Origin of the sequence: Pseudomonas bharatica CSV86 (assembly GCF_000319305.2) — a bacterium.
GTDB classification, from domain to species: domain Bacteria; phylum Pseudomonadota; class Gammaproteobacteria; order Pseudomonadales; family Pseudomonadaceae; genus Aquipseudomonas; species Aquipseudomonas bharatica.
Map to the genome: position 1 here is coordinate 2,820,270 of NZ_AMWJ02000001.1, position 21,670 is coordinate 2,841,939.

General features: G+C 62.2%; 19 protein-coding genes and 1 pseudogene. 9 read left to right on the forward strand and 11 right to left on the reverse strand.

Going from position 1 to position 21,670, the window contains the following annotated elements; genetic code table 11:
- Positions 1 to 143: 143 nt before the first annotated feature.
- The 3 genes and pseudogenes from fdhA to CSV86_RS12565 form a co-directional block, all read right to left on the reverse strand.
- A pseudogene (gene fdhA / locus CSV86_RS12555) lies at positions 144 to 1,342 on the reverse strand (formaldehyde dehydrogenase, glutathione-independent).
- Positions 1,343 to 1,419: 77 nt separating this feature from the next.
- Positions 1,420 to 2,496: a Rieske 2Fe-2S domain-containing protein gene (locus tag CSV86_RS12560; protein WP_009401454.1), complete on the reverse strand. Its 1,077-nt coding sequence runs from the start codon at positions 2,494 to 2,496 to the stop codon at positions 1,420 to 1,422.
- Positions 2,497 to 2,532: 36 nt separating this feature from the next.
- Positions 2,533 to 3,486, reverse strand: coding sequence for a PDR/VanB family oxidoreductase (locus CSV86_RS12565; protein ID WP_037060764.1), 954 nt, complete (start codon positions 3,484 to 3,486; stop codon positions 2,533 to 2,535).
- A 119-nt stretch (positions 3,487 to 3,605) separates the two neighbouring features.
- Here CSV86_RS12565 and CSV86_RS12570 point away from each other — a divergent pair, with 119 nt between their 5' ends.
- Positions 3,606 to 4,208, forward strand: coding sequence for a MarR family winged helix-turn-helix transcriptional regulator (locus CSV86_RS12570; protein WP_009401448.1), 603 nt, complete (start codon positions 3,606 to 3,608; stop codon positions 4,206 to 4,208).
- A 94-nt stretch (positions 4,209 to 4,302) separates the two neighbouring features.
- Here CSV86_RS12570 and CSV86_RS12575 read toward each other — a convergent pair whose 3' ends face one another.
- Positions 4,303 to 5,196, reverse strand: a complete 894-nt coding sequence (locus CSV86_RS12575) for a LysR family transcriptional regulator (protein ID WP_170394640.1) — start codon at positions 5,194 to 5,196, stop codon at positions 4,303 to 4,305.
- Positions 5,197 to 5,290: 94 nt separating this feature from the next.
- Between CSV86_RS12575 and CSV86_RS12580 the strand changes: the two genes are divergently transcribed.
- From CSV86_RS12580 to CSV86_RS12605, 6 genes are all read left to right on the forward strand, one after another.
- Positions 5,291 to 6,487, forward strand: a complete 1,197-nt coding sequence (locus CSV86_RS12580) for an MFS transporter (protein WP_009401439.1) — start codon at positions 5,291 to 5,293, stop codon at positions 6,485 to 6,487.
- Positions 6,488 to 6,619: 132 nt separating this feature from the next.
- Positions 6,620 to 7,630 carry an AraC family transcriptional regulator gene (locus CSV86_RS12585; protein WP_240160421.1) on the forward strand — a complete coding sequence of 337 codons (1,011 nt, stop codon included), beginning with the start codon at positions 6,620 to 6,622 and terminating at the stop codon, positions 7,628 to 7,630.
- A gap of 404 nt (positions 7,631 to 8,034) precedes the next feature.
- Complete coding sequence (locus tag CSV86_RS12590; protein WP_170394643.1) at positions 8,035 to 9,519, forward strand: benzaldehyde dehydrogenase; 1,485 nt, start codon at positions 8,035 to 8,037, stop codon at positions 9,517 to 9,519.
- A 2-nt stretch (positions 9,520 to 9,521) separates the two neighbouring features.
- Complete coding sequence (locus CSV86_RS12595) at positions 9,522 to 10,646, forward strand: NAD(P)-dependent alcohol dehydrogenase (protein ID WP_037060761.1); 1,125 nt, start codon at positions 9,522 to 9,524, stop codon at positions 10,644 to 10,646.
- A gap of 59 nt (positions 10,647 to 10,705) precedes the next feature.
- Positions 10,706 to 11,596, forward strand: a complete 891-nt coding sequence (locus CSV86_RS12600) for a transporter (RefSeq protein ID WP_051032712.1) — start codon at positions 10,706 to 10,708, stop codon at positions 11,594 to 11,596.
- A gap of 85 nt (positions 11,597 to 11,681) precedes the next feature.
- Positions 11,682 to 13,481, forward strand: a complete 1,800-nt coding sequence (locus CSV86_RS12605) for a sigma-54-dependent Fis family transcriptional regulator (protein WP_009401429.1) — start codon at positions 11,682 to 11,684, stop codon at positions 13,479 to 13,481.
- A gap of 152 nt (positions 13,482 to 13,633) precedes the next feature.
- Here the strand turns inward: CSV86_RS12605 and blaOXA are convergent, their stop codons facing one another.
- The 6 genes from blaOXA to CSV86_RS12635 form a co-directional block, all read right to left on the reverse strand.
- Positions 13,634 to 14,440, reverse strand: a complete 807-nt coding sequence (gene blaOXA, locus CSV86_RS12610) for a class D beta-lactamase (protein WP_009401428.1) — start codon at positions 14,438 to 14,440, stop codon at positions 13,634 to 13,636.
- A 213-nt stretch (positions 14,441 to 14,653) separates the two neighbouring features.
- Positions 14,654 to 15,628, reverse strand: coding sequence for a 5-oxoprolinase subunit C family protein (locus CSV86_RS12615; RefSeq protein WP_009401426.1), 975 nt, complete (start codon positions 15,626 to 15,628; stop codon positions 14,654 to 14,656).
- Positions 15,625 to 16,497, reverse strand: a complete 873-nt coding sequence (locus tag CSV86_RS12620) for a 5-oxoprolinase subunit B family protein (protein WP_009401424.1) — start codon at positions 16,495 to 16,497, stop codon at positions 15,625 to 15,627. The genes CSV86_RS12615 and CSV86_RS12620 overlap by 4 nt, the downstream gene beginning before the upstream one ends.
- Positions 16,494 to 17,867 carry an acetyl-CoA carboxylase biotin carboxylase subunit gene (locus CSV86_RS12625; RefSeq protein ID WP_009401421.1) on the reverse strand — a complete coding sequence of 458 codons (1,374 nt, stop codon included), beginning with the start codon at positions 17,865 to 17,867 and terminating at the stop codon, positions 16,494 to 16,496. Before CSV86_RS12625 ends, CSV86_RS12620 begins: the two co-directional genes overlap by 4 nt.
- Before the next feature lie 10 nt (positions 17,868 to 17,877).
- The gene (locus CSV86_RS12630; RefSeq protein ID WP_009401419.1) at positions 17,878 to 18,123 is read right to left on the reverse strand and encodes an acetyl-CoA carboxylase; all 246 of its coding nucleotides are present in this window, start codon (positions 18,121 to 18,123) and stop codon (positions 17,878 to 17,880) included.
- Positions 18,124 to 18,216: 93 nt separating this feature from the next.
- Entirely contained in the window at positions 18,217 to 18,975 is a 759-nt protein-coding gene (locus CSV86_RS12635) for a 5-oxoprolinase subunit PxpA (RefSeq protein WP_009401417.1), read from the reverse strand.
- A gap of 125 nt (positions 18,976 to 19,100) precedes the next feature.
- Here CSV86_RS12635 and CSV86_RS12640 point away from each other — a divergent pair, with 125 nt between their 5' ends.
- Positions 19,101 to 20,018 carry a LysR family transcriptional regulator gene (locus tag CSV86_RS12640; protein WP_009401416.1) on the forward strand — a complete coding sequence of 306 codons (918 nt, stop codon included), beginning with the start codon at positions 19,101 to 19,103 and terminating at the stop codon, positions 20,016 to 20,018.
- Positions 20,019 to 20,455: 437 nt separating this feature from the next.
- A complete protein-coding gene (locus tag CSV86_RS12645) occupies positions 20,456 to 20,740 on the forward strand; it encodes a hypothetical protein (RefSeq protein ID WP_009401414.1) in 285 nt (94 codons plus the stop codon).
- 610 nt (positions 20,741 to 21,350) lie between these two features.
- Here CSV86_RS12645 and CSV86_RS12650 read toward each other — a convergent pair.
- Entirely contained in the window at positions 21,351 to 21,662 is a 312-nt protein-coding gene (locus CSV86_RS12650; RefSeq protein ID WP_037060780.1) for a hypothetical protein, read from the reverse strand.
- Between the last annotated feature and the right edge of the window lie 8 nt (positions 21,663 to 21,670).

The following is a 21,670-nucleotide window of genomic DNA, read 5'->3' on the forward strand; positions in this document are numbered from 1 at the left end:
CGCCCTGCTGAGGAGGGAGCATGAAAATTTCATCAGAGACCTTCTTGTTTTTGTTATGCGTGCAACGCAAGGGCTCGGCGTGGTTGGCCAAGCGATATCGAGCTACCGCCCCGAGGCAAAGGGACAGCAGCCGGTGTGCTAGGTCATGCGGCGCGGAACAGGTTGTGCGGGTCGATGACGAACTTCTTCGGTACGCCTGCATCGAACTCCCCGTAGCCTTTCGGCGCATCATCCAAGGTGATTACTTCCACCCCGACGATGTCGGCGATCTTGATGCGATCCCACATAATCGCCTGCATCAGCTGGCGGTTGTACTTCATCACCGGGGTCTGGCCGGTGTGAAAGCTGTGCGACTTGGCCCAGCCCAGGCCGAAGCGAATGCTCAACGAGCCTTGCTTGGCGGCTGCATCCACCGCGCCCGGGTCTTCGGTGACGTACAGGCCCGGAATGCCGATTTTGCCGGCGACCCGCACCACACCCATCAGGGAGTTCAGCACAGTGGCCGGAGCCTCGTGCTGCGACCCGGAATGACCATGGCCACGGGCCTCGAACCCCACCGCATCCACCGCACAATCGACTTCCGGCTCGCCCAGCAGATCGGTGATCTGCTCGTGCAGCGGGGTGTCCCTGGACAGGTCGACGATCTCGAAGCCCTGCGCCTTGGCATGAGCCAGACGGGTCGGGTTGACGTCCCCGACGATCACCACGGCAGCGCCCAGCAGGCGGGCCGAAGCGGCGGCGGCAAGGCCGACCGGACCAGCACCGGCGATGTAAACGGTGCTGCCCGGACCGACGCCGGCCGTCACTGCACCGTGGTAACCGGTGGGCAGAATGTCAGAAAGGCAGGTCAGGTCGCGGATCTTCTCCATTGCAGCATCACGGTTGGGTAGGCGCAGCAGGTTGAAGTCAGCATAGGGAACCATCACATATTCGGCCTGGCCACCGACCCAGCCCCCATGTCAACGTAGCCATAGGCTCCGCCGGCACGAGCCGGGTTGACCGTCAGGCAAACACCGGTGTGTTGCTCCTTACAGGTGCGGCAGTGGCCACAAGCGACGTTGAACGGCACCGAAACCAGGTCACCGATCTTCATGGTTTCCACGCCACGACCAATCTCCACTACCTCACCGGTGATCTCGTGCCCCAGCACCAGGCCTTCTGGCGCAGTGGTGCGACCACGCACCATGTGCTGATCAGAGCCGCAAATATTGGTCGAAACGACGCGCAGGATCACCCCATGGTCGATCTGTTTGCCCTGCGGATCGTGCATTTTCGGATAAGGAATGCTCTGAACTTCCACCTTGCCCGGGCCGAGATAAACCACACCACGATTTACAGACATACGCCCTCCATCTTGCGCCGCTGGCGCCCTGAGAATGTGTTGAAAGGAGGCAGTTATGGTCACCTCCCGGATGACCATCAGGATTCCTGGCGAAGCTGCTCGATGATCTTGCGTGCGCGATTGGCGCCCACATCCACATGGATGTCCACCATCGGCCCTGGGCCAAACTCGAGCATGTTCTGGTACTGAACCTCGATAACGACCTTGTCTTCTTCGAAAGTCATGGCGGTCTGCTCAACGACTTTCGCCTTGGTCTCTTCATGATTGCTCTTGGGGTTCGTGGCGATCGTCCAGAAGTAATGGCTGGTGTTTTCAGTCTCGGGAGTCACCCCATGGAACCCACGCATGTGAAAGCCGCCACGAGAAGGATCTTCAAGTGAGTCAGTCCCGGCATCGACTGCACCAGTCCAAATACGAAGGTGCGTGACGCAAAACTCGATTTCTTGCCAACGATCGACATTGCCCTTGAATGGATAGGCAGCCGTATAGGTGGGTGGTGGTACCGAGTCCGGCATGTGACGAATGACGCGTACCGTTTTGTCATCGCTCTCGACACGCATCTGAGCGTTCATGTGGATGCCGGCGTTACCACCAATGGTGCGAAGGTGCACGTACCCTAGGTGGCTCAGGTCGAGGAGATTGTCATGGATAAGCTGGTAAGGAGCGTCATAGTGGTAGACGTCCCCCTCGTAGAGATACTCGCCGCTACTGTGGATATCGTAAGTCGGCGGTTCATAGGTCGGCTCCTTATGATCTGCGCTGCCAAACCAGATCCAGAGGATCTGATCACGCTCGCGAACATGGTACGCAGGGACTTTCGCCTTTGTTGGAACCTTGGCCTGGCCGGGCACTTCAAGACACTGTCCTGCACCATTGAACAGCAGACCGTGGTAACCACAACGGACGCCTTGCTCCTCTAGCGTGCCATGCGACAGAGGCAGAGCACGATGGCAGCAGCGATCTTCCAAAGCTGCAGGCTGGCCGTCCGCTGTGCGGAACAGAACCACGGGCTTGCCTAGCAGGGTTCTGCCAACGGGCTTATCTTTCAGCTCCCAGGCAAAGCCTGCGACGTACCACTGGTTCAGCGGAAACTTTGGTAGTTCCGTAGGAGCGCCCACCTCGTATGCGAGCGACTGAATTTGCGATGTACTCATAGCGATCTCCAGCTATCTGAATTTCTTGTTAGGGGTTTACAGATCCAGTACTAAGCGCGGACTGCGAGAACGGGAACAGCAAGGTGTAAAACTGTCATTTCGCGCGTGTTCTGCGGCGTTCATGTACTGATCGCGGTGCTCGGGTTCGCCCGCAAGAACCCGAGTGATGCAGGCGCCGCAAATGCCCTGTTCGCACGAGCTCTCGACTTCAACGTTGTGCTCCAGCAACACTTCCAAAGCGGTTTTCTGCGCAGGAACTTCAATCACGCGTCCAGAGCGTGAGAGCTCGATTTCGAAGGGCTGATCGCCTTCAAGTACTTGCGGGGCGGCAGTGAAGTCCTCGCGATGGATTTGCTGATCAGCCCAGCCACACGCCTGCGCAGAGGATTGAATGTGCGACATGAAACCTGACGGACCACAGACGTAGAGCTGATCCCCCTGCCCTGGCGTCGCCAGGATCTTTGCGACATCCAGGCGCTGCTCATAAGGCCCGTTGTCGACGTGAAGATGAAGGTGCTCTGCGAAGGGGACATCACTCAGAAGATCGAGAAACGCCAGTCGCTCAACGGAGCGACCGCAGTAATGGAGTTCGAAGCTCTTACGGGCCACTACAAGGGTATGAGCCATGGCCAGAATTGGCGTGATGCCGATACCGCCTGCGAACAACAAATAGCGATCGCCGCTAAGATCCAGATCGAACAGATTACGAGGGGCACCGATAGTCAGGCGGGAGCCTTCCACAACATCACTATGCATGCCTCTGGAGCCACCTCTGGAAGTCGGCTCATTGAGCACGGCGATGACGTACCTGCCACGCTCCTGGGGCGAATTGCACAGTGAGTACTGCCGAATAACACCTGGCGCAACGTGTACGTCGACGTGCGAGCCTGCAGTGAATGCCGGCAGTACAGCTCCGTTGACAGCCTTCAATTCAAAGCTGAATACCCCTTCAGCTTCAGCGGTTTTACGAGAAACACAAACTTCGAGCATGAGCGTGCCCCCACCGCGGACGTGCGGTGTTTGAAAGCGATTGGAAGTGAGCCGGAATTACCGGCTTGGAGCGTTGGTGGACAGGGAATCAGGGAGGAGGTAACAGGGGTAGGCAAGACATGGCACGGCACCTCTGGATTTTTATTGTCGTGTCGCGTGCGCTTATGATGCGGACGCGGAATCTTTATGTGATTCTCATCCTAACCATTTTAGTTGCGATGTCAACCAATTCAACTTACGTGCAGGAACCGCTCGTCATGTCTCGCTCGCCCCTTAATCTTGATCGCTATGTACCTGCGCTGCTCACATCACTGACCAACAAAATGTCGAGCGGGGCCTCAGCCTGCTACCGCAAGCACTTCGGGATTGGAATTGTGGAATGGCGTGTGCTGGCAATGCTCGCGGTTGAAGATCGCATCAGCGCTAATCGCGTGGTTCAGGTGATTGGCCTCGACAAGAGCGCAGTCAGCCGGGCTCTACAGACCCTGGAGCGTGATGGGCATGTTGCAACAGAGATCGATACAAAGGATGCCCGGCGTTACACCGTTTCGCTCACCGCGTCAGGCCGAAATCTGCATGATCGTGTATTGGTAACTGCGCTAGAGAGAGAGAGGCTGTTGCTAGCAGCTTTGAACGATGACGAGATCGAGGTACTCATTGGGTTCCTGCATCGCATGAGCGGGCAATTGGATGCAGTGAATGCAGTGGAGCCACAGCTTTGATCTTCCGGCTTTGACTGATTGCATCGCAGACAGAGAGAGACACTCTTGCGCTGGTATCTATTCGCCACCGGAAAAAACCAGCCAACGCCCTCCCCTACATCCGATGATGCTCCACCAAAAAATCCACGAACAACCGCACCCGCGCCGGCATCGTCGGGCCACCGACAAAAACCGCATGAATCGGTTCCCGGTCACCGGGATTCCAGGCTTGCAACAGCGATACAAGGTCGCCCCGCCGCAGGTCCTCGCTGACGGTGAACTCGCCGATACGCGCAATGCCGGCGCCGACCCGCGCGAGTTGGGCCAGCGCTTCACCGCTGCTGCATTCGATGTTGCCGCTGACATTGAGGGAAAACGCTTTGCCGTCGCGCGCAAATGGCCAGTTGGGTTCGGCACGCCGGAAGTTGAAGCGCAGGCAGTTGTGCCGTAACAGGTCTTCCGGTTCCTGGGGGGTGCCGTGGCGTTGCAGGTACTGGGGCGATGCCACCACCACCTGGCCGGTGTCGCCGATCCTGCGCGCGGTCAGCGGGCTGTCGGGCAGGTGGCCAAAACGTATGGCCACATCGGCCTGGCCGCCGAGGATGTCGACCACTTCGTCGCCCAGGGTGAGGTCGACGACGATGTTCGGGTAGTGCTCGCTGAAGGCCGCGACCAGGGGAACGATGGACATGCGCCCATGGCCGAGGGCAGCGCTGACCCGCAGTCGCCCCCTGGGTACGCCTTGGTCGGCAATGGCTTCTTCGACCTCATCCATGTCGGCTAGGATGCGCCGGGCGCCGCGCAGAAAGGCTTCGCCCTCGGCGGTGAAGGTGATCGCCCGCGTGGTGCGCAGCAGCAGCCGGGTACCCAGGCGCTGTTCAGCACGCGCAATGATTCGACTTACCGCCGAGGGCGTGAGCCCCAATGTACGCGCAGCAGCCGACAGGCTGCCTTGTTGCGCCACGGTGGCGAACACAAACATTTCACCTGATCTACCGTTGAAATCCACTTGTGCCTCTTACGCAAAGGTGATTACCAAAAATGCCGTCTACCGCCCTAAAACGCTTGATCGTAGCATTGGCAGCATAGATAAGGAGCCTCCTATGCGTATCAATCCACCCCTTGTTGCACTCGCCATTGGTGCCTTTGGCATCGGCGTTACCGAGTTCGCCCCCATGGGCATGCTACCGGGCATTGCCGCGGACCTCGGCGTTTCGATTCCTGCTGCGGGCTTGCTGGTCAGTGCCTACGCCCTGGGCGTGCTGCTTGGCGCGCCGCTGATGACCCTGACCACCGGCAAGATTCCTCGGCGTTATCTGCTGATCGGCCTCATGGCGATTTTCACCCTGGGTAACCTGATGTCCGCATTGGCGACCGACTACTACAGCCTCATGATTGCCAGGGTGGTGACCTCACTGAACCACGGCGCATTCTTTGGCGTCGGCTCCATCGTCGCCGCCAGCGTGGTGGCCCCTGAAAAACGTGCTGGCGCGGTAGCGGCGATGTTCATGGGCCTCACCCTGGCAACCATTGGCGGTGTGCCGCTGGCCACCTGGTTTGGCGAACTGTTCGGTTGGCGTACCGCCTTCTGGGGCATTACCGGCCTCGGCGTGGTGACCATGGCCGCCTTGTGGTTCGCCCTACCCGACCTCAAGGCACCGGCAGGCGGCGGTGTCATGGCCGAAATCCGGGTACTGGGCCGTGTCCCGGTGCTGGCGGCGCTGGCCCTGACCGTCGTCGGTTCGGGCGCAATGTTCACCGTCTTCACCTACATCGCACCGATCCTTAGCAGCGAGACCCACGCCTCCACCGCCTTTATCACCGCCATGCTGGTGCTGTTCGGCATAGGGCTGACCTTGGGCAACATGTGGGGTGGCAAAGCCGCCGACCGCTCGATAGACCGCACCCTGATCGTCTCGCTGAGCGTGCTCATCCTGGTCCTGCTGGCGTTCACCGTACTGATGCGCTGGCCACTGCCGGCCGCCGTAGCCATCCTGATCTGGGGCATCGCCAGCTTCGCCCTGGTGCCACCGCTGCAGATGCGCGTGATGGAAGCCGCCAAGGACGCACCTAATCTCGCCTCGGCGGTGAACATTGGTGCGTTCAACCTTGGCAACGCGATCGGCGCAGCGCTGGGAGGCGCGGTGATCAATGCGGGGTTGGGTTATCCGGCGATTTCCCTGGCGGGGGCGGCAATGGCCGGGTTGGGGTTGTTGATGGTGCTGGGCTTTGCGTGGCGGTCGCTCAGATCGGACATGGGTACTTCGCCCTCGGCCGTCGGTGGATCGCATCAGGGCTGACAGGGGCTTGCCATGACTTTTTTGGCGCTCTTGAGATCGAGCGCCGCGCGGGCGGCGCTCGATCTCAAGAGCGCTGAAGATCTACCGGCATGCACCTGGCGACCATTCCGCAGTTCTCTGACAACTGCTTCCTTGTCCAGGGCCTGGCCGAAGCCGCTGCTCAGGCACCATGCCGGATCGGATCACAGCATCCCCCGTTCCTATCAATTCGCCCGGGCACGCAAACGCGCACCCTGCCTGCGCAGATACACCACCTGCACCATTCTTCCGGAAATGCAGCTGGAAGGTTTCGCCAGTGGCGACCTGCTGTCCCAGGTGCTCGCGCAGATGCGCCTGACCGGCGACCGCGTCTACTCCGCTACCGTCGAACCCGGCGAGCGCTTGATGCTCGACTGCAACAGTGCCCACGTCTGCATGCTGCAATCCGGTCAGTTGCGGATTCAGCGCGACGGCCACCCCGCCACGCCGATTGAACCTGGCGATGTATTCCTCCTGCCCCACACCTTGGACGACCTGAAACTCAGCGCCGGCGATAGCCCCACCACGGTCGCGGTCTGCTGCTTCTGGTTCGATGCCGGCAGCTTCCGCGCGATGGTGTTTGCCTTGCCCTGGCTGATTCATATCCGACAGGCCGACGCGGCGCCGTGGTCCGAAGGGCTGTTACATTTCATGCTGCTGGAAGCCCACGACGTCCAGCCGGGCGGCGCCTTGATGGTGTCGCGGTTGATCGACCTCGCGGTGATTCGCGTCCTGCGCACCTGGGTGCAGCAAGGCGCGGCGTCCGGTTGGCTGGGTGGTTTGTCCGACGCACGCATCGCCCGGGTGCTCAGGGCGATTCACGAACAGCCCCGTCAACAGTGGCGTATCGAGGCGCTGGCGAGGTTGGCGGGGATGTCACGCTCCAGTTTCTGCGAGCGTTTCAGCGCCCTGGTCGGACGAGCGCCTCTGCGCTATCAGAACGAATGGCGGCTGACCCTGGCCAAGACAATGTTGGCCACGCAAACCGGCCGTATCGGTGATGTGGGATTTGCCGTGGGTTATGAATCCGAAGCGGCGTTCAGTCGTGCCTATAAAGCGTTTTTTGGCCGCTCTCCCCGGGAGGATCAGGGCAGCCGTGGCGTATTTGGTGAGTCGCCTCGCTAGACGGCGCTAAATGCGCTGTTCCGTGGGATTACTTACCAATGCTGCCAAGCGCTAATGTGGTGACCGTGTCTAGGCGACCCCGGGCGGGCTCTTGCTCGACGTGTTCCATGCTGGGTAGCTGCCTATTGTCTCCAACTACAAGCGACCCGAAGCTGCTTCTCGCGAATGGCAGCAACCGACCCAAAGCGGACTCGATCAGCCCCGAAGCTTCCTGTGCAGCGAGCCCAACATACAGGTATGTCCATCTGCGTATGAGTATTTGCAACGTTCAGAATCTGAACACTTCGAGCGCAGGTAATTGTTCAGAAGCTGTACACCCTCCGCACTAATACGCCGGAATCTAGCCCCGGCAGCTCGTTGGCATGCCCTCTGCAATAAGCATCCTGACTACAACAACATAAAGGATGCTTAGCGTGGAAACCTTATTGCCACCCCAACTCTGGAACGAGCGTCTGTTCACCGGGAGCTGGGTTCCGGGTGAACTGCCCGTCACTACAGTCACCTCCCCTGGCAGCGGCCAGCCGTTGGGGACCTTGGCCAACGCTGGTACCAAGCAGGTGGAGCAAAGCGCGCAGGAGGCCGCCAAAGCCCAGCGCAACTGGTATGCCCTGCCCTATGACGAACGCGCCAGTGTGCTGCGCAAGGCGGCAGCCATCGCCGAGCAGTATCAGGCCGAGATCGCCGACTGGATTGTGCGTGAAAGCGGCTCGACTCAGTCCAAGGCAAGCTTCGAATCCTCCATCACCATCAAGTCGCTGCACGAAGCCTCGGCCCTGCCATCGCGCAGCCAGGGCGAAGTGCTGCCCTCCACGGCCGGTCGCCTAAGCATCGCCCGGCGACGCCCTCTTGGCGTGATTGGGGTGATTTCGCCGTTCAACTTTCCGCTTTACCTGGCCATGCGCGCAGTCGCTCCGGCGCTAGCCTTAGGCAATGCGGTGGTGCTAAAACCCGATCCACGAACTGCGGTATGTGGCGGCCATGTGATTGCCCGGATCTTCGAGCTGGCCGGCTTGCCGAATGGGGTACTGCATGTGCTGCCAGGCGGCGCCGAGGCCGGCGCGGCGCTGACGGCGTCACCCAGCGTGGCGATGATCCAGTTCACCGGCTCCACGCCCGCTGGGCGCAAAGTTGGGGAAGCTGCCGGCCGCCACCTGAAAAAAGTGTCGCTGGAACTCGGCGGCAAAAACTCACTGATTGTCCTCGACGATGCCGACCTCGATCTGGCCATCGCTAACGCAACGTGGGGAGTGTATCTGCACCAGGGGCAAATCTGCATGTCGACCGGGCGCTTGCTGGTGCAACGAGGCATCTATGCCGCATTCGTCGAACGCCTGGTGGCAAAAGCGCGCAGCCTGACCGTGGGAGATCCGGCCAGCGGCCAGGTGCACCTCGGCCCGCTAATCAATGCTGCCCAGCGCGACAATGCCCTACGCATCGTCGAGGCCGCACGCGCTGCCGGGGCGACGCTTGCCACCGGTGGCTCGGCCGACGGGCTGTTCTTCCAGCCGACGGTGCTCAGCGATGTGCAGCGCGATAACCCGGCATTCCACGAAGAGATCTTCGGCCCGGTGGCCGTGGTGGTGCCATTCGACAGCGACGAGCAAGCGGTGGAGCTGGCCAACAACACTGATTACGGTCTGAGCGCCGCGATCCTGTCCCGCGACACTGGCCGCGCTCTGCGCCTTGGCGAACAACTGCGCACCGGTTTGTTACATATCAACGACCAGACCGTCAACGACGAGGTCATCAACCCGTTCGGCGGTGTCGGCGCGTCCGGCAACGGCACCAGTATCGGTGGTGCCGCCAACTGGGAAGAGTTCACCCAATGGCAATGGCTCACCCTCAAAAGCGAAGCCCCTGCCTATCCCTGTAAACTCGGAGAAAAATAACAATGACAACACCTCTTTTCCGCCCTATTCAAGCTGCTGTGACGCGAGGCAAAGGCGCACCTTTCGTCCTTGAACAAGCAGGTATTCGTGCTCCGCAGGGTGACGAAGTGCTGGTGCGCGTGGTCGCAACCGGCATGTGCCATACCGACATGATCGTGCGTGACCAGTACTACCCGGTACCGCTCCCGGCGGTGTTGGGACACGAAGGTTCTGGCATCGTCGAGGCTGTTGGCCCGCTGGTGCAGAACCTGGCGGTGGGCGACCACGTGGTGATGACCTACGGCTACTGCGGCCAGTGCCTCGCATGCGACGCCGGCCAGGCGGCCTACTGTCAGGACTTCTTCGGGCGCAACTTCAGCGGCGCCGGCCCCCAGGGCCAGCACGCCCTGCAGGATGCACAGGGCGAAATGCTGAATGACCACTTCTTCGCTCAGTCCTCATTCGCCACCTTCGCCCTGGGGCGCGAGAACAACACTGTGCGGGTACCCAAGGAAGCCCCCATCGAGCTGCTCGGCCCGCTGGGTTGCGGCATCCAGACCGGCGCCGGCGCGGTGATCAATTCGCTGAAGGTTACCCCTGGCAGCGCCTTTGCCGCCTTTGGCGGCGGTGCGGTGGGCCTTTCTGCCGTGCTGGCCGCGCAAGTCGCGGGTGCCGCTACCATCATCGCGATCGATGTAGTGCCTTCGCGCCTGGCATTGGCCCTGGAGCTGGGCGCCACGCACGTGGTCAACAGCCGAGAGGTCGACCCCGTAACTACCATTCGCGAAATCACCGGCGGCGGCGTGCAGTTCGCGCTGGAGTCCACTGGCCGCCCAGAAGTGCTGCGCCAGGCCGTGGATGCCCTCGGCAGCCGCGGCGCGCTGGGGGTGGTCGGCGCGCCGCCGCTGGGCACTACAGCTCAATTCGACGTCAACGACCTACTGCTGGGTGGAAAGGTCATTCGCGGCATCGTCGAAGGTGACAGCGTGCCCAAGAAGTTCATCCCCGAGCTGGTCAACCTGTATCTGCAAGGCCGCTTCGCCTTCGACAAGCTGGTGCGTTTCTACGACTTTGAGCAGATCAATCAGGCCGCTGAAGACAGTGAGAAAGGCCTGACCCTCAAGCCGATCATCCGCATCCAGAAGTAACACCCGGGGGCAGCTACGCGCTGCTCCCAACCCATAACAAGAACAACGGAAACCTGCACATGACAAAAATTTCTAGCCTTACATGGGGCTTGCTGGCCTGCGCTCTGCTTTCGGCCAAGGCCCAGGCCGTGGATGTGAATGCCGGCGATTACACGGCGCTACCACCTGGCTCGAACGTCGCCGCCTGGTACCAACAATTTAGCCGCGCCGACCGATTCAATGGGGATGGCACACCCGATGCCACCCACAACACCGGCCTGCGTTCCAACATCAGCATCCTGCGCCTGATCCACTTCACCGACATCGCCGGTATCACGGTGGACCCGCAAATCCTGCTCCCTTTCGGCCACGTCTATGACGTAAAGGTGGGAGGCCAATCGCTGGGCAGCAACAGCGGGATGGCCGACCCGATCATCGGTGCGACATTTTGGCTCGTCAACCAGCCGGGCATTGGCGCTAGCGGCCGCTACTTCGGCATTACCCCGCTGCTTTACCTGCCCTGGGGCCAATACGACCGAGTAGCCGGTGTGAACTTGGGCGAGAACCGCTGGAAGGGTGACTTGCAACTCGGCTGGGTCGAGCCTCTTTGGGGGCGCTGGTCGATGGAGTGGTACGCCGATGCGGTCTTTTATGGCAGCAACGACAAGGCCGGCATCGGCAGCCAGACTTTGCGCCAGGACCCGACCTACCAACTGCAAACCAACCTGCGCTACGACTTAAACCCGGCTCAGCGCCTGGCCCTGGGCTTCTCGGCCAGCGAAGGCGGCAAGCAGCAGTTGTCGGGCGACTACACCGGTCAGAAGACCGAGGTACAGCAAGTGCGCCTTGAGTTCCAGCAGATGGTCGGCAAGACAGTGCAACTGAGCGGCCAGCTAACCCATGACACCCGCGTGGTCGGCGGTTTCCAGGAGGACAGCGGGGTCAACCTGCGGGCGCTGTTGCTATTCTGATTCGCCCGGCAGCCTTGACGCGCTGCTGGCAGCGGCGCAACGTGCGCAATCAGGAGCGTGCCGCCAACCTTCACAAGGTGTACTCATGGATCGCCTACAGCTGCAGTTGCATAGTGCCCGCCGGCAGTTTGCCGAAGGCCTGCCATTACCTGCAGGACTCCTGCCCGAGCCAATCGAGCGCTCATGGGAACGTTCCCGCGCCGCCGGGCTCAGTCCGTGGCAAACTCGCCTGGCCCAAGACCATATGGATGTACAGCCACTGACCGAGGCCGACAGCCAACTGGCCGCCTGCGTGCAGCCAGAACTAGAGCGGTTGTGGGAATTGATTGGCGATTCGCACTGGATGCTGTTTTGCGTCAATCCGGACAACCGTATCGTCCAGACGCGCAAACCAGCGGGCATCGACGGCCCCCTGTCGGCGCTGCACATCGGACGCAGGGTCAGCGAAGCCGATGTCGGCACCACTGCCCCGGCCTGCACGCTGATGGATGGCCTGCCGGCGATCGTAGCTGGCAACCAGCACTACCTGCAGGAGTTTGCCGAGTTTTTCTGCGTCAGCGTTCCGTTACGCGGGGTCAATGGCGATCTGCTCGGGGCCCTGGACCTGACCGGCATCGGCACCCGTAACGCCGGCACCATGCTCGAACGACTCAAACACGCCGCGCTGGCTACCGAAAACAACTTCTTCCTCAAAATGCAGGGTTGCCGCATCCTCGAATTGCAACACGATCCCAGACTGCTCGGGTCGCCGCTGCAGGCGCTGTTGGCGGTGCATGACGATGGTACGGTGCATGCGGCCAACCGTGCCGCGCAACAGTTGCTGGGTGTACCGAGTTACCGCCCTGAACGTCTGACCCTGGACCAACTGTTCGACTGCCCCAGCCACAACGGCCTGGACGGCTCGACACAGCTGCTGGCCCTGGCCGATGGCTCACGCCTGTATGGCCGGCTTCTTCCGCAGCCCACCGCCAAGGCACGGTCGTTGCGGCCCAGCAGCACGACACTGGGCAGCGACCGGCGGGTCAACGCGCGCTTCGAGGATGCCTGTAAGGCCGTGGCCGGCAACCTGCCGGTGCTGATCACCGGGCCGACCGGCTCTGGCAAGGAAGTGTTCGCCAAAGCGCTGCATGCACACTGCTGCCCACAGGCCCCGTTCGTAGCCATCAACTGCGCCGCCCTGCCCGAAAGCCTGATCGAAGCCGAGCTGTTCGGCTACACCGAGGGCAGTTTCACCGGCGCGCGTAAAGGCGGTGCCATGGGCCTGATGGAGTCCGCCGGCAACGGTATCCTGCTGCTGGACGAAATTGGCGACATGCCGTTGCCTCTGCAAAGCCGCCTGCTGCGGGCCTTGCAGGAGCGACAGATCACCCGCGTCGGCAGCACCAGTACGGTACCACTGAAAGCCCACGTGATCGCCGCCACGCACAAGGACCTGGCCAGCCTGGTGAGCAGCGGTGGTTTTCGCGAAGACCTTTTTTACCGTCTGGACGGCATGCGCGTAGCTTTGCCCGCACTGGAGCACCGGCTTGACAAGGCGCAACTGATCGACAGCTTTTTCCAGCGCCCGGGCGTCCCGCCGCTGGCGCCCGAGGCCAGGCGGCAACTGCAGGTCTATCACTGGCCGGGCAACCTGCGGCAACTGGAGAACGTCGCGCGTCTCGTCGGGGTATTAGCCGTCGGCGAACCATGCATCGGCATGCGACACCTGCCTGATGAACTGCAGTGTGGGGCCATAGCGGTCTCTGGCAACCTGGCCGATGCCACTCGAGACGTCATTGAGCGCGTACTACTGGCCCATTCCGGAAACGTCAGCGCTGCCGCCAAAGAGCTCGGCATCTCCCGCACCACATTGTACAAGCGCCTGGCCAGGCTGGGTTCTCAGTGATATGACCGCTGCCGCAGGCGTTTCCTCTTTTTAGCGAAACCCCACCCACCGCGAGTGGCGGCTTTGGGTCGATAGCGGTCGGTGACCACTGGCAGCTATCAGCCAGAAGCGGAAATCCGGCGCGCATAGCGTTCATTCTCGGCGTCGCGCTCTTAGCGGGGCCCACCGACCATGGCGTGCCAGTTGCGGATCAAGTCGTCCCGAGCACGCAGGCCAGCATTGGGTTTGGTCGCCGTCGCGTCCTGCACCAAGCTGGCGAACACCAGTTGGCGACCCTCCCTGCGCGCCCAGCCGACGAACCACCCGTATGCGTTGGCCGGCGTATAAACGCCATTGTTGCCAGGGGAGCCTGTGCCGGTCTTTCCATAAAGACGCCAGCCATCGGCTTCACTCACCTCGAACAGGTTCTCGGCCAGGTCGTATGCCTCAGCCTTGATGGGTAATTGCCGGTTGACCACCTTGCGCAGGAAGGCCAGTTGTTCCACCGGGGAGATACGCAGCGACGAAATGATCCATGCACCGTCAGTACCGTTGTTTTTCCCGGGTTCGCCCGAGACATCTTCGTTCCCGTAGCCAAAGGCGGACGTGTAGTGCTGGAAGCGCTCTTGCCCTAGGCTCCTGGCGATCAACTGTGAGTACCAAACCACTGAATACGTGATCCATCGTTGAGGATCCGTGGGCTGGCGCCAGGCGTCGCCTCCCCAGTCCGGATAGCCAGACTCGTACTGCCAGACCGGCTCGTGCGGGCCCTTCAGAACACCCGCGTCGGCGCCCATCAGGGCGATGGGCAGTTTGAAGGTCGAGGCTGGCGTGTAGCGCGCGGCGCAGTCCTGTTGCGCACCCTGCTGGAACAGGATCCTGCCGTCGTCGGCGTCCGCCACTACAGTGCACAGGGTTGCCGCCTGGGCAGGGATATAGAACAGCGCGCCGAGGGCAAATAGAGAGAGTCGAAGGGTCATGATTGATCAAGTGTCATGGGATAGGTGGCGGCCTCATTATGGATGAGGTGGTGCGTTCGTTCATGGGCAAAATCCGGCAGCAGAAGTTTCTCATGGCAGATGAAGGATGAGGTTGGCAGAACCCGCCAGAGGTTAAAGCGCGGGCAGCCGTCCCCGCACCGAAGTGCGGCGTGGCTTGCCTTGTGGCTTGACCCGCGCCATGCGGCGGGCAAATCAGGAAGGGAACAGCGTGCTCAGGCAGGCGAGCTTCTTCTTGTAGGACCGTCGGGCTTGCAGCGCCTCGTCCAGGGTCACCGCGATGAAGCGCGCCTTCTGGTTGGGTTGCATCTGGCCGATCAGATCGAGGTCGGCACTGATCACCGTACCGATCATGGCGTAGCCGCCCCCGGACACCGCATCGCGGTGCAGCACGATGGGCTCGAGCCCGGCCGGTACCTGGATCGAGCCGATCGGGTAGCAGCTGTCGACGATGTTCGACGGATCGGAGCCTGCGCCGAACGGCTGCTCGCGCGGCTGGAAGCTCAGCGGGCTGCCACCCTTGAAGCGATAGCCGATGCGATCAGCCTCCGAACCGACGGTCCAGGCTTCGGCGAAGAAGCTGTCCGCCGCCGCCGGGGTCAGGCGCTCGTAGTACAGCCCCGGCACCACCCGCAGGACGACCTCCCCGCCCAGCGACTGACGCAGCGCCATCGGCAGGCTCGCCCCGACACGCCCTTTGCCGCTGGCGACGCCTACCGGCAGTTCATCCCCAATCGCCAGCCGGCGCCCCTGAAAACCGCCCAGCGCCCCCAGCGCGTAGGTGGAACGGCTGCCAAGCACCAGCGGCACATCGATGCCGCCGGCCACCGCCAGATACGCCCGCGCGCCGGCCTTGGGGAAATCGAAACGCAGCACTTGCCCGGCCTTAACTTCGAACGCGGTGTCCAGGTGCATGTCCACGCCGTCGACCTTCGGGGTCATCTGCGCGCCACAGACCGCCACCAGCGCATCCTGCTGGAATTCCAGCTCCGGCCCCAGCAACGTGCACTCCAGCGCCGCCGAATTGGCCGGGTTGCCGACCAGTTGGTTGGCGGCGCTCAGGGCGTACTGGTCCAGCGCGCCGGATGGCGGGATGCCCAGGTGGTAGTAGCCTTCGCGGCCGAGGTCCTGCACCGAGGTGGCCAGACCGGGTTTGAGTACCTTGATCATGCCAGCACCTCCTGCAGCGACTTGGGATAGCCGACCGGGTCGGCGAGGAACGCATCGAGCGAGAACTCCACTGCACGGATGCGCAGGTCGAAGCGCCCGGCTTCGACCTCGGCGACGGCGTGGTCATAGGCTTCGCGGTCCATCGGCTTGAACTGCACGATGTCGCCGGGACGGAAGAACACCATGTGCTTCTTCAGGTACGCCAGGTGCTGCTGCGGATCGTAGATCGGTGCCGGGGTGACGCCGAACATCTGGTAGCCGCCGGCGCCACGCACCGAGTAGATGCAACCGAAGCAGCCGCCATGGCCGAGGGTCAATTTCGGCGTGTCGGTACGCGGCCGCAGGTATTTGGGCACCTGCAGCTGGCGTTCGCGCTCGACCATCTGGAACATGAACGGCAGGCCCGCGACGAAGCCCACCATCGACACGAACCACGGCGCGCCACTGTGGGCAGCGATGAATGCCTCGACGTCGGCCAGACCGTTGATGCGCGCAGCGTACTCCAGGTCCGTGGCGCTCGGGTCCTGGTGGCGGTCACGAAAACGCATTAGGGTTTCGTGGGTCCAGGGATCGTTGTAGAGCACCGGAATCTCGATGATCCGCGTGTGCAGGGTGCGCTCGGCCACGGCCTCGGCCTCGGCGCCCTTCACCGCTTCAAGCAGATCGGCCGGCGCGATGCGATCCGGATCGAAACGGATCTGGAACGAGGCGTTGGCCAGGCACACGTCGAGCACGCCATCGAGGGCCAGGCGTTCCACCGCACGGGTCACCGCCATGCCCTTGAAGAAGGCTTCAAGGGACATGCTGTCGCTGACCTCGGCAAACAGATGTTCGTCAGCGCCAAAGCTGTAGCGAATCGGACTGCTCATGCTTCACCTCCGCTGCGGCGCTCGGCCAGCCAGGTTTCCAGGGTGCCGGTGTGGAAGTCGGCGCTGTGCAACCAGGGTTGCTCCAGCAGTTCACCGTGCAAGGACAAGGTGCTGGCCATGCCGGTGAGCGTGGTCTGCTCGACCGCCCATCGTGCACGGGCCAGGGCTTCATTGCGATCACGGCCATGGACGATCAGCTTGGCCAGCAGCGAGTCATAGTACGGCGGCACGCGGTAGCCTTCATACAGATGGCTATCGACCCGCACGCCCTCGCCTTGCGGCCAGTTAAGCGCCTGGACAAGACCCGGGCTGGGGAAGAAATCCCGCGCCGGGTCTTCGGCGTTCAGACGCATCTGCAGGGCTGCGCCGTTGAGCCTGATATCGCTTTGCTGAAGCCCCAGTGGCTCGCCACCCGCAATGCGCAACATGGCCTGGACCAGATCGATGCCGGTGACCAGCTCGCTGACCGGATGTTCTACCTGGATCCGCGTGTTCATCTCGATGAAGAAAAACTCGCCGGTGGCGTCGTCGTACAGATACTCAAGGGTGCCGGCGCCCTGATAGCCCAGCGCCTCGGTCAGGCGCACGGCGCTCGCGCACAGGGCCTCGCGCTGCTGCGCATCGAGGGCCGGCGACGGCGCTTCCTCGAAGATCTTCTGGCGACGGCGTTGCAGCGAACACTCGCGCTCGAACAGGTGCACCGCATGCGTGCCGTCGCCCAGCACCTGCACTTCGATGTGCCGGGCCTTGCCGATAAAGCGCTCCAGATACACCGCGCCATTGCCGAAGGCGGCCTGGGCTTCTCGCTGGGAGCGGGGGAATTCTTCGCTCAACTGTTGCGGGTTTTCCGCCAGGCGAATGCCGCGCCCGCCGCCGCCAGCCGAGGCCTTGATCAACAGCGGGAAGCCGACCGACTCGGCGGCCTTGAGCGCCGACTCCACATCGAACAGTTCACCGGGGGAACCGGGCACCACCGGCACCCCCGCTGCTTGTGCGGTGCGCCGGGCTTCGGCCTTGTCGCCCATGCGCCGGATGGTCTCGGGGGACGGGCCGACGAAGATCGCCCCGGCGGCCAATACCGCTTCGGCGAACTCGGCGTTTTCCGAAAGAAAGCCGTAGCCGGGATGGACCGCGTTGGCTCCGGTGGCCTTCAGGGCACCGAGCAAGGCCTCGACATTGAGGTAGCTCTTGTCGGCGCGGGCCGGGCCGAGGATGTGCACTTCGTCGGCCAGGAGCGCGGCCAGGGAATCCACGTCTGCTTCGCTGCACGCCGCCACGGTTGGAATCCCCAGCGCTTTCGCGGCACGGATGATGCGCACGGCGATCTCGCCACGGTTGGCGATCAGCAATTTACCTATGCCTTGAGTCATATTCATGCCCTCACGCGTCCTCGAGTGTGGCGATGACCTGACCCGGCTCCACCGGATCACCGTCCTCGACCAGGAACGCGTCCAGGCGCCCTGCCACACCGGCGGTCAGTTCGGAAAACTGCTTCATGACTTCGATCAGGCCGATCACCGTGTCGGCACTGACTTCGGCACCGGCCTCGACGTAGTTCGGCGAGTCCGGGGTGGCCTTGCGGTAGAAAGTCCCCGGCAACGGGGTGATGACTGGGTGCTGCGCCATGTCTGTTCCTCTTGGAATACTTGTAGAAAGGCAGGCCAAAAATGGGTGTATCGGTAAACCCCAGCGTCTGCGTGCCAGGTGTCTTCGCTTGCGTTATCGCGGTGCGCGCACCTTGATCCCCGCGCCATCGAGCGCTTTGCGGGTGGCCTCGACCAGCGCCAGGGCGCCGGGTGTATCGCTGTGCAAACAGATGGAATCGAAGGTGATCGGCAGGTCTTCGCCTTCCACCGTGCGCACCACGCCTTCCTGGCAGGCACGCAGCACCCGCGCAGCGACCTGCACCGGGTCGTAGGCGCGCACAGTGCGGGTGAAGACGATGGAGCCGCTGAGGTCGTATTCGCGGTCGGCATAGAACTCGCGGATCACCGGTTGGCCGAGCTCTGTGGCAATACGCCAGATCACCGAGCCGGGCATGCAATACAGCAGCAGTTCGGGCTCCAGGCGCTGCAGGTTTTCCACCAGCAATCGCGCGGTTTCCTCGTCCCGGGCCAGATGCATGTACAGCGCCCCATGAGGCTTGATGTGCTGCAGGGCCACGCCTTGAACCCGGGCAAGCTCACGCAGGGCGCCGAGCTGGTAGAGCATGTCGTCCACCAGCTCCTGGGCCGGGGCATTGATATGGCGGCGACCGAAGCCGACCAGGTCGCGAAAACCCGGATGGGCACCGACGGCCACACCCAGGCGCTTGGCCTGTTCGACCGTGCGACGCATGGTGCCGGGGTCGCCGGCATGGAAGCCGGTGGCGATGTTGGCCGAACTGATGAAGCCCATCAGCTCGTTGTCGACTCCGTCGCCGATGGTCCACGGACCGAAGCCTTCGCCCATGTCCGAGTTGAAATCTACTGCCTGCATGCAATTGCTCCTGACGCTTGTGACTTCATGCCGACCACGTTAGATTCCGGCCCACCCCCTTGGGAAGATCTATTATCAGAGGGTGTATCTTCTGAAAAACAGATACCCCATCACATGGAGCTTGCATGTCACTGACCCTGCGCCAGGTTCGCTATTTCGTCGCCACGGCGGAGATCGGGCAGATATCCCAGGCGGCCATTCATCTGAATATTTCCCAGTCGGCGGTGACCACCGCGATCAAGGAACTGGAGAGCCTGCTCGGCACACTGCTGTTCCAGCGCTCGGCCCAGGGCATGAGCCTGACCGATGCCGGGCGGCACTTTCTCAACCGGGCCTACGTGATCCTGCGCAGCGTCGACGATGCCCTCAACAGTCCGCTGCCGGATGTCCGCGCCAGCGGCCTGCTGCGGGTAGCGGCCAGCTACACGGTGCTCGGCTACTTCCTGCCGCACCACCTGCAACGCCTGGAACACTGGTACCCGGACGTAACCATCGACGTGCACGAACGGGAGCGCCAGGCCATCGAGCAAGGCTTGCTGGAAAGCGAATTCGACATGGCGGTGGTGCTCACCTCGAACCTCACCCACCCGGACATCGTCTCGGAAACCCTGTTCAACTCCGAACGCCGGCTATGGCTGCCCAGCCACCACCCGCTGTGCGAACGCTCGGCCGTGAGCCTGGCCGATGTCACCCGCGAGCCGTTCATCCTGCTGACCGTCGACGAAGCCGAACAAAGCGCCATGCGCTACTGGGAACATGCCCACCAGCAGCCCAACGTGCGGGTTCGCACCAGTTCCGTCGAAGCGGTGCGCAGCATGGTGGCCAACGGCAGCGGCGTAGCGATCCTCTCCGACCTGGTGCACCGCCCCTGGTCGCTGGAAGGCAAGCGCATCGAAACCGTGACCATCACCGACAAGGTCACCCCCATGAGCGTCGGCCTGGCCTGGCATCGCGAGCGGGAATTCACCCCGGCGATGCACGCCTTCCGCAATTACTTCCATGATGCGTTTCTGGCGCCGCAGCAGCTTTCTGCGCGGCGCTGAGGGCGCAAAGGTCAGGCCGGCGCAGAGGATGACCGAACGGGTTATTTGACCGCGGCTCGTTTAGCAACTTCCCGGCTGTCGCATAGCGCTACAAACCTCTGCCTCTTCCGACTTTCTTGTAGGCAATTTCCCAAGCATACTTCCGCGCCGTCTTTGTCATTGCGCTCTTGGAAATCAGTGCCTAGGCTGCCTCGGTCGCTGCATATCAGCGATCAGGTTTGGTCACCTGGTTTCTCAAGCGCGTAAGCGCCCTTTCCGTCAGTGGTCACTTTTCGTGGTCGCTGCATCGCGTTATGGCGGCTGTGCGCGGGGCACCTTCGGGTGCGCCGGGTTGCCTTGAGACCGGTTGACCAACCTGCGTGCAGTCGCCACCCATCCTTCCACCACTTTTCGTTTGGTCACGTTCAGTGGTGAAGCCATTCTCAAGGAGTTAGACGATGACAAAGGCCGTTCCTGATCCTCCCGCCAATCCCCCTACCAGCGCCCACACCCACTTCGCCACCTGCAACGGCACCCACCCGCCTCTGTCCGCCGTATGCGAGGGCGCCCGGATGGAAGATGTGCTGGTCCACCTCACCCTGTCCCTGGCCTCGGCCTATGAAACCAACTACCAGGTCTGCGAATCGGCCAGCAAACCGATGCAGAGCCTCGCCTGGGCGACCCAGCATTCACTGGAGATCTGCCAGGCGTTGGTGGAGTCGTTGTTGAAGAGGAGTAAATAGGGCCAGCGGGCGCGTGCCCGCCTTCCAGATAGCGCGCCGCCACGCGGTGCGCACTCTGTTGTGAACAAGGGAGTCAAGCGATATTGCTGGCAATCCGGGCGGGCTGAAAGGCGGTAAGCGCTTTACGCGCCCCAGGCTCGTTTAGCAACTTCCCGGCTGTCGCATAGCGCTACAAAACCTCTGCCCCTTCCGACTTTCTTGTAGGCAATTTCCCAAGCATACTTCCGCGCCGTCTTTGTCATTGCGCTCCTGGAAATCAGTGCCTAGGCTGCCTCGGTCGCTGCATATCAGCGATCAGGTTTGGTCACCTGGCAAATCCGAAGCGCGCAGGCGCCCATCCGTTTTGGCGGGCGCTTTTTTGTGGCTGCTGCTTTATGGCTGCGGTGCGCAGGGCGCTTTTCAGCGCGCCGGGTTTGCCTCGGTTCCCGGTTGACCAACCTGTGTCACAGTCGCCACCCATCGTTTGGTCACGACGGTGTGGCGTACCCGATCAACCGAGGAGATACCCAACGAGGCCACCCAGGTCTTTCTGGGCCCCTGACCAGCATCCTTTGCGCAATACCTTCCGCATCGCTCGACAATTGACAACAGTGCGTGCAGCACCCATACCTCAGGTCCACCGCGCACTCCCGGCCGTTGCCTTGCGCTGCCCCAGCCTGGCTTCCATATGCCGGGTCCTTTTCCCCTGGGCCAGGCGCCTGCCGTTCTGGAACACCTGGATCGCAGCGTCCGCCGACAGATAAATGACCATCCCGCCCGGCAGATATTCGATCTCCATCGAGCCGCCACCCGCCCCTCCCGCCACCAGCAGCCTGACCGACGCACCGCAGTCGATCCGAAACTCGCTGGAAGCCGGTTCGATCACGAGCAGAAGGCGATCCGGGCCGCCGTTTATGAACCTGATTTCCTGCTCGTGTTTCATGGGGTATC